Source organism: Dechloromonas sp. HYN0024 (assembly GCF_003441615.1).
In the GTDB taxonomy this organism is placed as follows: domain Bacteria; phylum Pseudomonadota; class Gammaproteobacteria; order Burkholderiales; family Rhodocyclaceae; genus Azonexus.
The window spans coordinates 1,298,715-1,310,584 of sequence record NZ_CP031842.1; the positions used below are offsets into that span (position 1 = coordinate 1,298,715).

The 11,870-nt window shown below is 61.3% G+C and carries 8 protein-coding genes and 1 tRNA gene; 5 read left to right on the top strand and 4 right to left on the bottom strand.

Annotation, left to right across the window (positions count from 1 at the left end; translation table 11 throughout):
- Window positions 1-200: 200 nt before the first annotated feature.
- Together nifJ and HYN24_RS06185 are read left to right on the top strand one after the other, a co-directional pair.
- Complete coding sequence (gene nifJ / locus HYN24_RS06180; RefSeq protein WP_117608436.1) at window positions 201-3,827, top strand: pyruvate:ferredoxin (flavodoxin) oxidoreductase; 3,627 nt, start codon at window positions 201-203, stop codon at window positions 3,825-3,827.
- Window positions 3,820-4,830, top strand: a complete 1,011-nt coding sequence (locus tag HYN24_RS06185; RefSeq protein ID WP_117608437.1) for a dihydroorotate dehydrogenase-like protein — start codon at window positions 3,820-3,822, stop codon at window positions 4,828-4,830. Before nifJ ends, HYN24_RS06185 begins: the two co-directional genes overlap by 8 nt.
- A 99-nt stretch (window positions 4,831-4,929) precedes the next feature.
- Here HYN24_RS06185 and HYN24_RS06190 read toward each other — a convergent pair.
- Window positions 4,930-5,005, bottom strand: a tRNA-Val gene (locus tag HYN24_RS06190).
- 279 nt (window positions 5,006-5,284) lie between these two features.
- Here HYN24_RS06190 and HYN24_RS06195 point away from each other — a divergent pair.
- The 3 genes from HYN24_RS06195 to HYN24_RS06205 are packed head-to-tail and all read left to right on the top strand — an operon-like array spanning window position 5,285 to window position 9,275.
- A complete protein-coding gene (locus HYN24_RS06195) occupies window positions 5,285-6,514 on the top strand; it encodes an HD-GYP domain-containing protein (protein ID WP_305790971.1) in 1,230 nt (409 codons plus the stop codon).
- Window positions 6,515-6,571: 57 nt separating this feature from the next.
- On the top strand, window positions 6,572-7,894 hold the full coding sequence (gene rimO / locus HYN24_RS06200; protein ID WP_117608439.1) for a 30S ribosomal protein S12 methylthiotransferase RimO: 1,323 nt from the start codon (window positions 6,572-6,574) through the stop codon (window positions 7,892-7,894).
- A complete protein-coding gene (locus HYN24_RS06205; RefSeq protein ID WP_117610231.1) occupies window positions 7,869-9,275 on the top strand; it encodes an FAD-binding oxidoreductase in 1,407 nt (468 codons plus the stop codon). The genes rimO and HYN24_RS06205 overlap by 26 nt, the downstream gene beginning before the upstream one ends.
- 7 nt (window positions 9,276-9,282) lie before the next feature.
- Here HYN24_RS06205 and HYN24_RS06210 read toward each other — a convergent pair whose 3' ends face one another.
- Genes HYN24_RS06210 through HYN24_RS06220 form a run of 3 tightly spaced genes read right to left on the bottom strand, consistent with a single transcriptional unit; the run spans window position 9,283 to window position 11,869 of the window.
- Window positions 9,283-10,653, bottom strand: a complete 1,371-nt coding sequence (locus HYN24_RS06210) for a HAMP domain-containing sensor histidine kinase (protein WP_117608440.1) — start codon at window positions 10,651-10,653, stop codon at window positions 9,283-9,285.
- The gene (locus HYN24_RS06215) at window positions 10,650-11,531 is read right to left on the bottom strand and encodes an Hsp33 family molecular chaperone HslO (protein ID WP_205421456.1); all 882 of its coding nucleotides are present in this window, start codon (window positions 11,529-11,531) and stop codon (window positions 10,650-10,652) included. Before HYN24_RS06215 ends, HYN24_RS06210 begins: the two co-directional genes overlap by 4 nt.
- A complete protein-coding gene (locus tag HYN24_RS06220) occupies window positions 11,528-11,869 on the bottom strand; it encodes an arsenate reductase (protein WP_117608442.1) in 342 nt (113 codons plus the stop codon). Before HYN24_RS06220 ends, HYN24_RS06215 begins: the two co-directional genes overlap by 4 nt.
- Between the last annotated feature and the right edge of the window lies 1 nt (window position 11,870).

Below are 11,870 nucleotides of genomic sequence, written 5' to 3' on the forward strand. Positions count from 1 at the left end.
GGGGCGTCCAGAGTCTTGAAAACCGGACATTATAAAGCTTTCGGACAGCCTCTCGCGCCCCCTTTGTGAGCACAATTTTTTTGTGGGAATTTCGCCTGAATGCTTGCCGGGCGGGCGTAGAATGGCATTGTTGCGTCGCAGCATAAGAAAGAGGGAGAGACACCTCGCCAGGCGACGCAGCTTTATGGGCTGGACCGAACATGAACAAGATGCTGACCATCGACGGCAATGAAGCCGTCGCCAACGTGGCTTACCGCGTTTCTGAAGTGATCGCCATTTATCCGATCACCCCCTCGTCCGGCATGGGCGAGCTGTCCGACGAATGGGCGGCGCAGGGCAAAACCAATGTCTGGGGTTGCGTCCCCCGCGTTGTCGAGCTGCAGTCGGAAGGCGGTGCCGCCGGCACGGTTCACGGTGCGCTGCAGGCCGGCTCGCTGGCGACAACCTTCACGGCGTCGCAGGGTTTGCTCCTGATGATCCCCAATATGTACAAGATTGCCGGCGAATTGACACCGACGGTCTTCCATGTCGCCGCCCGCGCCCTGGCGACGCATGCCCTGTCGATCTTCGGCGACCATTCCGACGTAATGGCCGTGCGCGGCACCGGTTTTGCGCTGCTCGCCTCCAATTCGGTACAGGAAGCGCAGGACATGGCGGCGATTGCCTCGGCCGCGACGCTGGCCGGACGCCTGCCAGTGCTGCATTTCTTCGACGGTTTCCGCACTTCGCACGAGGTGGCCAAGATCACGGCACTCGACGATGACGTCCTGCGCCAGATGCTGCCGCCTGACCTTATCGCCGCCCAGCGCCACCGCTCGCTGTCGCCGGAACATCCGGTGCTGCGCGGCAGCTCGCAGAATCCCGATGTCTTCTTTCAGGCCCGCGAGGCACAGAATCCGTGGTTCGACGCCTTCCCCGGTATTGTCCAGCAGGCGATGGATCAGTTCGGTGCGGCGACTGGCCGCCAGTACAAGCTGTTCGATTACGTCGGTGCACCGGATGCCGAGCACGTCATTGTCATGATGGGTTCGGGGGCGGAAACGGCGCAGGAAACTGTCGAGCACATGAATCGTCAGGGTGAGAAAGTCGGCCTGCTCAAGGTTCGCCTCTACCGGCCGTGGGCGCCTGAAGCGCTGCTGGCGGCCTTGCCGACCACGACTAAAGCCATCGCTGTACTCGATCGCTGCAAGGAGCCAGGCGCCGATGGCGAACCGCTGTTCAAGGATGTACTGGTCGCCCTGGCCGACAATGCGAGCAGTGAAGCGCCGCGTTTTTCGAGGCTGCCCAAGGTGGTTGGCGGGCGCTACGGGCTGGCTTCAAAGGAATTCAACCCGGCCATGGTGGTGGCGGTTTTTGCCGGTTTGGACGCACCTTCGCCAAAGCGCCAGTTCACCGTCGGCATCTACGACGATGTGACGCACCTGTCGTTGCCCTACGACCCGGCTTTCCGCACCGATGCCGTGCGCGAGACCTTCGGTGCCGTGTTTTATGGGCTGGGGTCGGACGGCACCGTCTCGGCCAACAAGAATTCGATCAAGATCATTGGCGACGAAACCGATCTCTTCGCCCAGGGCTATTTCGTCTATGACTCGAAGAAATCGGGGGCGATGACCGTCTCGCACCTGCGCTTCGGGCCGCAGCCGATTCGCGCCACCTACCTGACCGGCGAGGGGGATGCCAAGTTCATCGCCTGCCATCAGCCGCTCTTCCTCGAAACCCACGACCTGCTGGCCCATGCCGCACCGGGCGCGGTCTTCCTGCTCAATTCGCCGGTCACCTCCGACCAGGTGTGGGCGACCTTACCGGCGGCAATGCAGCAGAAAATGGTCGAGAAGCGCATCCACTTCCATGTCATCGACGCCTACCAGGTAGCGCTCGAAGCCGATATGGGGCGGCGCATCAACACCGTGATGCAGACCTGTTTCTTTGCCATCTCGGGAATTCTGCCGCAGGACGAAGCCATTGCCGCGATCAAGCATGCCGTTGAAAAGACCTATGGCCGGAAGGGGCGGCGCATTGCCGAACTGAATTACCGGGCCATCGACAAGACGTTGGCCTGCCTGCATGAAGTGCCCGTCCCGGCTGAGTTCGTCGCTGGCGAAATCTGCATCCCCGAGCGCACCGCCCGGCATGCCTCCGAATTCGTCCGCAAGCTGACCCTGCCAATGATCGCCGGCAAGGGCGACAGCCTGCCGGTGTCAGTGTTCCCGGTTGACGGTACCTTCCCGACCGGCACTGCCCAGTACGAAAAGCGCAATCTGGCCCTGGAAATTCCGGTTCTCGAAACCGACTTGTGTACGCAGTGCGGCAAGTGCGTTTTCGTCTGCCCGCATTCGGCCATTCGTGCCAAGGCTTTCGCGCCGGAACTGCTGGATGGCGCACCGGCCACCTTCAAGAGCATGGCGATCCGCAGCAAGGATTACCCGGCCGGCTGGAAGATGAGCTATCAGGTAGCGCCCGAGGATTGCACGGGGTGCACCCTGTGTGTCGAGGTCTGCCCGATCCGCGACAAGTCCAACGTCTCGCGCAAGGCCCTGAACATGGCCGAACAGCCGCCGCTGCGCGCGCCGGAAGCTGCCAACTGGGATTTCTTCCTGACGCTGCCTGATTACGACCGCACGGTCGCCAAGCGCAACACCATACCCGGTTCGATGCTGTTGCAGCCGATGTTCGAGTTTTCCGGGGCCTGTGTCGGTTGCGGTGAAACACCCTACATCAAGCTGGCGACGCAGCTTTTCGGCGATCGCATGATGGTGGCCAATGCTACCGGCTGTTCGTCGATCTACGGCGGCAACCTGCCAACTACACCCTACACCACCGATGCCCATGGCCGCGGCCCGGCCTGGAGCAATTCGCTGTTCGAAGACAATGCCGAGTTCGGCCTGGGTATGCGGCTGGCCACCAAGCAGCTGGGCGAAGTGGCCCGCGTGCAACTGCGGGCGATGGCGCTGGAAATTGGCGATGCCCTGGTTCAGGCGCTGCTCAATGCCGACCAGACGACCGAAGCCGGCATCCATGAGCAGCGGGATCGGGTCGCCAGCCTGCTTGCCCGGCTGGCCGAAATTGCCACCCCGGCCGCCGATCAGCTGGCGGCCGTGGCCGAGTACCTGATCCGGCGCAGCGTGTGGATCATCGGTGGCGACGGCTGGGCCTACGACATCGGCTTCGGCGGCCTTGACCACGTTTTGTCGTCGGGTGAGGACGTCAATATCCTGGTCCTCGATACCGAGGTTTACTCCAATACCGGCGGCCAGAACTCCAAGGCGACGCCGCGGGGTGCGGTCGCCAAGTTTGCCGCCGGCGGCCAGCCCAATCGCAAGAAAGATCTGGCCCGTATCGCCATGGATTACGAGAACGTCTATGTCGCGCAGGTTGCCTACGGCGCCAAGGATGTCCATACCCTCAAGGCCTTCCTTGATGCGGAAAGTTATCCCGGCGTCTCGATCATCATTGCCTACAGTCCGTGTATCGCGCATGGTGTCGATCTCTCGAATAACCTGCGTCAGCAGGATCTGGCCGTCAAGTCCGGGCACTGGCCGTTGCTCCGCTACGACCCGCGCCTGCGCCAGCAGGGCAAAAATCCGCTATCGGTGGACAGTGCGGCGCCGAGCATTCCCTTCAGCGATTTCGCCCGCACCGAGGCACGCTTTACAATCCTTGAACGCCTGAAGCCGGATGCCTCCGTCTACTTCATGGCGCAGGCCGGCAAGGACGCCCGTCTGCGGCATCAGGAATATGTCGAATTGTCGGAAATGTTGCTGCCCGAAGCGGCCATCGATGAGCAGGCCAAAGCGGCCGCCGAAAAGAAGGAGACGCCTGATGCCTGATCTGTCCACCACCTACCTCGGCCTGCGCCTGAAAAATCCGCTGGTCCCGTCGTCGACGCCGCTCAGTCACGATCTCGATGCCATTCTGCATCTTGAAGATGCCGGTGCGGCTGCCATCGTCATGCATTCGCTGTTCGAGGAAGACGTTCGTCACGACGAGCGCATGATCGACCGTTTCCTGGTGCATCCCGATACCTTCGGCGAGTCGGCTGGTCACCTGCCATTCGGCCATGACTACCAGAGCCGGCTTGACGGCTATCTCGAACAGATCCAGCGCCTCAAGTCGCGCCTCTCCATCCCCGTCGTTGCCAGCCTCAACGGCTCGTCGCTCAGCGGCTGGGTCGAACTCGGCAAGGAACTGCAGGCGGCCGGTGCCGATGCACTCGAATTGAACGCCTGGTACATGCCGAGCGACCCCCGGGTTTCCGGTGAGGCGATTGAGGACCACCATATATCCTTGCTCAAGGAGTTGAAGACGGTAGTCAGCATTCCGGTCGGCATGAAGCTGTCGCCCTTTTTCTCGTCACTGCCGCATTTCGTCCATCAGGCGGGCGCGGCCGGTGCGGCGGGTGTCTCGCTGTTCAACCGCTTTTTTCAGCCGGATATCGATCTCGACAGCCTGACCGTGGTCGACCGGGTGCAACTGTCGTCATCGGCCGATGCGCTGCTCACCATGCGCTGGATCGCCGTTCTGCGCGGCAGCACCCGCCTGTCGCTGGCCGCCACTGGCGGCGTCCACACAGCCGAAGATGCGCTCAAGATGCTGCTCGCTGGGGCCGATGTGGTGCACATGGCCAGCGCCCTGCTCAAACGGGGGCCGCAGGCGCTCAGCGAGGTACTTCAGGGCATGACCGACTGGCTCACGGTACGTGAATACACCTCGGTGGCGCAGATGAAGGGCTCGATGAGCCAGCAGAACTCACCCAACCCGAGCACTTTCGCCCGGGCTTCCTATCTGCATGTGCTGAACTCGTTCACGCCGCCGGCCGGGGTGCGTTACTGAGTCGGCAGAAGCGCTTGCGGGTAAAAGCAAAAAGCCGTTCAGGTTTGACTGAACGGCTTTTTGCTTGACGGGCTGGCATTACTTGCTGGCCCAGAATCCTGGTGCGTCCTGACGGGCTCGAACCGCCGACATTCTGCGTGTAAGGCAGACGCTCTACCAACTGAGCTAAGAACGCTGGGGCGCGCATTATATCCAATAATCTGCCGTGCGTCATGCCAGTTGATCCCGTGGCATGGGCGAGTGCGCCGGATCGGCTGACCGATGCTGTAGAGAACAAGATAAATCTGACATTTATTGGTAATCTATCAATATGCCCGCGAACTCCCCGGTTCAGTTCTCAATACCAGCCCTTTCTGGCCTGAAGCTTTCCGAACTTATCTCGGCGCTCAGTCACGCACTTGACATTACGGAGGGGCAGCCGGAGGGACACTGCGTACGTTGTTGCTGGATCGGTATGCATGTCGGTCGTCGTCTCGGACTCGGCGAGGACGATTTGTGGCATCTCTATTACACCTTGTTGCTCAAGGATCTTGGCTGCAGCAGCAATGCGGCGCGCATTTGCGAGCTGTATCTCACCGATGACCTGAGCTTCAAACGTGATTTCAAGAAGGTTGGCAACAGCCTGCCCAAGGTGCTTCAGTTCGTGCTCAGCCATACCGGGCTGAAGGCACCACTGGCTGAGCGTTTCCGCAGTGTCCTGACGATCATGCGCGATGGTCAGGAAATCGCTCAGGAACTGATTGCCACCCGTTGCCAGCGGGGGGCTGAAATCGCCCGTTTGCTGCGTTTTCCCGAGAGTGTTGCGGCCGGCATTTATAGCCTTGACGAGCACTTCAACGGGCAGGGCAGGCCGCAGGGACTGGCCGGCGGGGCGATTCCCCTCTATTCGCGCATTGCGCTACTGGCTCAGGTGGTGGATGTATTCCATACCGCTGGTGGCCGACAGGCCGCGTTCGACGAAGTTCGGGCGCGCGCAGGCGGGTGGTTTGATCCGGTGCTGGTCGAGGCGCTCGACCAGCTGGCAGGTGACGACGTTTTCTGGCGTACGCTGGCGGCACCGGATGTGATGGCGGCGGTGCTGGCGCTCGAACCGGCGGGGCATGTGGTGGCGCTGGACGACGATTATCTCGACGACATCGCGGCCGCCTTCGGTCAGGTAGTTGACTCGAAGAGCCCCTACACAAGCGGCCACAGCGTGCGGGTGGCACTCTATACCGATCTCATTGCCGAAGCCCTCGGCCTGGCGCCGGAGCGCCGCCGCTGGCTGAAACGTGGGGCGCTGCTCCACGATGTCGGCAAACTGGGCGTCAGCAACAGCATTCTCGACAAGCCTGGCAAGCTTGACGATGAGGAGTGGGAAGCGGTCAAGGCGCATGCCATGTATACAGAGACCATCCTCTCGCGCATCGATGCCTTTGCTGAACTCGCGGTGGTTTCGGCGGCGCATCACGAGCGCCTCGACGGCAAGGGCTACCCGCGTGGTGTGATGGCTGCCGAGATCTGTCTGGAAACGCGGATCATCACGACCGCCGACATCTTCGACGCAATCACGGCCGAGCGCCCGTATCGCGGTGCCGTGCCTATCCCCAAGACGCTCGAGATCATGGCCGAAAATGTCGGTACGGCCATCGATGCGCAATGTTTTGACGCACTGAAACAGGCACTTGCCCGCCTGCCGAGCTGATTCCCCCGTAAAATACGCCCTTTGTTTGCCGGCCAGTCCGGATAAGGTTTCCAGCGCATGACTATTTCGCAAAAAGTGCCGACCGTCGGCTTCGTCTCCCTGGGCTGCCCGAAAGCCAGTTCCGATGCCGAGCGCATCCTGACCAAGCTGCGGGCCGAAGGCTACGAGATTTCTCCGAGCTACGACAATTCCGATCTGGTGATCGTCAATACCTGTGGCTTCATCGATGCCGCCGTTGAAGAGTCGCTCGACGCCATCGGCGAGGCCCTCAACGAAAACGGCAAGGTCATTGTCACCGGCTGCCTCGGGGCCAAGGGCGACATCGTCCAGTCCACGCATCCGTCCGTGCTGGCCGTGACCGGTCCGCATGCGGCCGATGAAGTCATGGGCTATGTTCATGCCCACCTGCCCAAGCCGCACGATCCGTACAGTGACCTGGTGCCGCCGCAGGGCATCCGTCTGACGCCGGACCATTTCGCCTACCTGAAGATTTCCGAAGGCTGCAACCATAGCTGCACCTTCTGCATCATTCCCTCGCTGCGTGGCCCGCTTGTTTCACGCCCGGTGGGTGATGTGCTGGCCGAAGCCGAGAATCTGGCGCGAGCCGGCGTCAAGGAAATTCTCGTCATCTCGCAGGACACCAGCGCCTATGGCGTCGATCTCAAGTACCGCACTGCCTTCTGGGGCGGCAAGCCGGTCAAGTCGCGTCTCAAGGAGTTGTGCGAGGCGCTGGCCAGTTTCGGCATCTGGGTTCGTCTGCACTACGTTTATCCTTATCCGTCGGTGGATGACGTTATTCCGCTGATGGCCGAGGGCAAGATCCTGCCTTACCTCGACGTTCCCTTCCAGCATGCCAGTCCGAGCATCCTCAAGGCGATGAAGCGCCCGGCTTCGGCTGAGAACACCCTGGAACGGATCGCCAAATGGCGTGAAATCTGCCCGGAAATCGTTATCCGCTCGACCTTCATCACCGGCTTCCCCGGCGAAACCGATGCGGATTTCGATCAGCTCATCCAGTTCCTCGAAGATGCCAAGCTCGACCGTGTTGGTGCCTTTGCCTATTCGCCGGTCGAAGGCGCCAAGGCCAATGAACTTGAAGGCTTGCCCCCGGAGTCTGTACGCGAGGATCGCCGGCGCTGGCTGATGCAGGTCCAGGAGGATATTTCCGCCGCCAAGCTCGAGGCCAAGATCGATACCGTCATTCAGGTGCTGGTCGATGCGGTGGACGAGGAGGGGACGATTGCCCGTTCGAAGGCCGACGCACCGGAAATCGACGGGGTGGTCTATCTCGACGGCCATTTCGATGCCCAGCCCGGTGACTTCCTCCAGGTCAAGGTTATCGATGCCGACCACCATGACCTCTACGCCCAGGTCATCTGACCTGATTGCCGCTCTGGCCGGGATCGTCGGTGCCCAGCAGGTGCTGACCGAGCCGGCCGATATAGCGCCTTTCGTTACCGACTGGCGCGGCCGCTACCGCGGGGCAGCACAATGCGTTGTTCGCCCCGGCAGCACGGCAGAGGTGGCGGCGGTTATTAAAGTCTGCGTCGAAGCTGACGTACCCATCGTGCCACAGGGGGGCAACACCAGCCTGTGTGGTGCAGCAACGCCGGACGAGGCTGGCCGGGCCGTAGTCGTCAGCTTGAGCCGGATGAACCGGATCATTGCGATCGATCCCCTCAACAGCACGGTAACCGTTGAAGCCGGATGCACGCTCTCCACTGTTCAGGACGCGGCACGTGCCGTCGACCGGCTCTTTCCGCTGGCGCTGGCCTCGGAAGGCTGCTGCCAGATCGGCGGCAACCTGTCGACCAATGCCGGCGGTGTCCAGGTGCTGCGCTACGGCAACACCCGCGAACTGACGCTGGGCCTTGAGGTAGTGCTGCCCAACGGCGATATCTGGGACGGACGGCGTGGCCTGCGCAAGGACAATACCGGCTACGACCTCAAGCACATGTTCATTGGTGCCGAAGGCACGCTGGGCATTATTACCGGGGCTGTGCTCAAGCTCTTTCCGTTGCCAAAAAAGCTGGCAACCTGCTGGCTCAACGTCGCTTCGCCAGAGGCGGCGGTCAAGCTTCTGAATTCGGCCAAAGCCAGCTTCGATGCCCAGTTGACGGCCTTCGAACTGGTCTCGGAAACGGCGCTCGGGCTGGTGCTCAAGCACATTCCCGATACGCGCCGGCCGAGCGCTCCATCGCCATGGTATGTCCTGGCCGAGTTCTCGGATGCCGATCCGGCTGCCGTTGAAGGCTGGCTGGCCGAACGTGTGGCAGCGGAGGAGGTTGGTGATGGCGCGATGGCACAGTCGGAAACCCAGGCGAAAAGCCTGTGGTCGCTACGTGAGACTATTTCCGAGGCCCAGAAAATCGAGGGCCTCAGCATCAAGCACGACGTATCTGTCCCGGTTTCGCGTATTGCTGAATTCCTCGCACGGGCCGATGCAGCACTGGAAAAGGCATTCCCTGGCGTGCGAGTGGTGGCTTTCGGTCATGTCGGCGACGGCAACCTGCACTACAACCTGTCGCAACCCGCTGCGGTCGACAATGCGGTCTTGATTGCCCATCAGGGAGCGGTCAATCGGCTGGTTCATGACACGGTTCACGCCCTGAACGGCTCGATTTCAGCCGAACATGGCATCGGGCAGCTCAAGCGCAAGGAAATCCTGCGCTACAAGAGTCCAGTTGAAATGGCCTTGATGCGTTCCCTCAAGCAGGCGCTCGACCCGCGTGGCCTGATGAATCCCGGCAAGGTGCTCTAGGACGGGTTCAGGCTTCCGGCAGACTCTGCCCGGCATCAATCTCGGGGAGTTCGAACGGCAGCGTAAATCGGAAGCTGCTGCCCTCGCCAGGTTGGCTCTCGACCACCAGATCGCCACCCATCAGTTCGATCAGCTTGCGGGCAATCGGCAGCCCGACCCCAATGCCGCCGAAGCGGCGGATGGTCGAACCATCGGCCTGAATGAGCAGGCCGTTGATCGCTTGAAGCTGTTCCGGCGTCATGCCAAGACCGGTATCGACGATGGAGAACTCGATTTTGACGGTGCTGCCGTGGCGTTCGACTTCCCTGCTCGCCACCGTGATGCCACCCTCCTCGGTGAACTTGATGGCGTTGCCGACCAGATGTTCGAAAATCTGCCGCAGGCGGTTGAGGTCCCCGATCAGAACATTGGGTAATTCATTGGCTTGCAGTGACAGGGTGAGGCCTTTTGCCGCTGCATCGTTGTGCAGGCCGGAGAGCATCCCCTCGAGCAAGCCGCCGACGGCGAAGGGGGCCGGGATGACCTTGATATGACCGGCCTCCAGGGCCGATAGTTTGATCAGGTGATTGATCAGACGCATCAGGTGGTTAGCCGATTCGCGCAAATGGAGGAGGAGTTCCTTCTGGTCGGCATTCAGTTCCTCGAGGGCGAGCAGATCGCCCATGCCGATGATGCCGTTCATCGGTGTCCGCAGTTCATGACTGATGTTGGCGAGAAATTCGGTCTTGGCGCGGTTTGAGCGTTCGGCAAGGATACTGGCGTGTTCCAGACGGCTGAGCAGGCCGTCCTTTTCGTGCTCCAGCCGGAAAGTGTCGTGCAGCGCGCCATGAAAGAAATCGGCACTGCGCGTGACGGCCAGCATGAAGAGCAAGGATAGTGCTGTAAAGGCGATGTGCAAGGGATCGCTGCCGATGGCACCAAAGGCGACGGCGATTGAAATCGGCCACGCATAGCAGCGGAAAACCACACGGTCAGCGGCGAGGATGGGGACTGCACCGGCGATCATGCCGGACATCACGAAGCCGGCGAATACCTGCAGATGGGTGTTGCCCTGCGACATCAGCAGGAGGGCCCCGGCCGCCCAGACGACGCCGGAGCCGTTGGCGCTTAGAAGGACGCGCCGACGCCAGTCGATTGCATGTTCACGCCGGCTCGTTTCGTCCTGTCGCCGGTAGGCAGAAAAATGAACCAGTCGCAAGGCTGCCAGGGCTATGGCGGCCAGCCACCAGACATAAATGAGCGGATTGTGGACCAGTGAGGCAGCGACCCAGGCCAACGCCGTCGCATTGATAATGGAAACGATCTGGCCGAGCAGAACGTTCCGGTAGAGCAGCTCGACGCGGCGGCCGAGGACGAAAGGATCGTTGGTCTGGCTCAATGCAGGGCCTTGCCTTCAGTACCGTCAAACAGCGCAGCGACATCGTCGGGGCTGAAATGGTAATTGTGGTTGCAGATGTCGTCGCGGATCACGATTTCTCCATGTTCGGCCAGAATGGCTTCGGCATCGGCACGGCCCAGGCTGCGGATCATGTCGGCTACCTTGTTGCGGTCTTCGGGACAATGATAAACCACCGTTCGTGGATCGTAGAGGCGGATGCCGTGGGCTGCCATGTCTTCATGGAAAAGACGGGTGAGCAGACTTTCTGTATCCAGCCCAAGAAGCTCTTCCGGCTTGACCGTCGCGGCCAGCTGGGTGATGCGCTGCCAGCCATCCTGATCATGGTGATCGGCTGCCGGCAGCTTCTGGAGGAACAGGCAGGTGGCAGCATCGGGGCTGGTCGCGGCATACAGGCGCGACGGTTGCTGCTCCGACTGTTCAAGGTAATGCTCGAAGATGGCCGCGATGCTCTCGCCCACCATCGGCACGAAGCTCTGATAGGGCTGGCGGGCTTCCGGCATATCGAGGCTCATCATCAGTTGGCCACCTTGATGGGCCCCGAGCAGTTCCGGCACCGGTGCAGCGAGAACGACCGGGTTGCTGCGGGCCATGCCGCGCATCTGCAACGCTTCGTTGCAGTCCATGACCAGCAACTGGATCGCGCCGTTGCCCCGCAGTTGCAGGGTGAGGCGGCCGGGTTGCTTCAACTGGCCGGCAATCAAGGCGGTGACGGCAGCCGTTTCGCCAAGCAACTGGGCGACGATCGGCTGGTAGTCGCGGCCGGCCTGCATCTGCTGCCAGGCGTCGCCGAGATGAACGACGGCACCGCGGATATCGAGGCCTTCGAAAATGAAGCGCTGGACGAAACTGTCACTCACTTCAATAGCTCCGCATAGTTTTCCGGTGAGAAGCCGACGATCAATTGCTTGCCGGTGTCGAGCACCGGCCGCTTGATCAGGCTCGGGTATTGCGCCATCAGGGTCAGGGCTTTTGCCTCGTCCACTCCTGAACGCTCATCATCGCTCAGTTTCTTCCACATCAGGCCGCGCGTATTGAGGAGTTTCTCCCAGCCGGCGCGGGAAGCCCAGTCCGGCAGGTGCGCTGCGGCCACACCGGCCTTCTTGTAATCGACAAATTCGTAGGCGACGCCGTTGTCGGCCAGCCAGTTCATGGCCTTCTTCATCGTGTCGCAGTTCTTGATGCCATAGACTTTCATG

Excerpts from the sequence above, each read along its gene's own strand:
- HYN24_RS06220 (WP_117608442.1), bottom strand. The coding sequence starts at position 11,869 with ATGAAAGTCTATGGCATCAAGAACTGCGACACGATGAAGAAGGCCATG.
- HYN24_RS06195 (WP_305790971.1), top strand. The coding sequence starts at position 5,285 with ATGCATGTCGGTCGTCGTCTCGGACTCGGCGAGGACGATTTGTGGCAT.
- nifJ (WP_117608436.1), top strand. The coding sequence starts at position 201 with ATGAACAAGATGCTGACCATCGACGGCAATGAAGCCGTCGCCAACGTG.
- HYN24_RS06185 (WP_117608437.1), top strand. The coding sequence starts at position 3,820 with ATGCCTGATCTGTCCACCACCTACCTCGGCCTGCGCCTGAAAAATCCG.
- HYN24_RS06205 (WP_117610231.1), top strand. The coding sequence starts at position 7,869 with ATGACCTCTACGCCCAGGTCATCTGACCTGATTGCCGCTCTGGCCGGG.
- rimO (WP_117608439.1), top strand. The coding sequence starts at position 6,572 with ATGACTATTTCGCAAAAAGTGCCGACCGTCGGCTTCGTCTCCCTGGGC.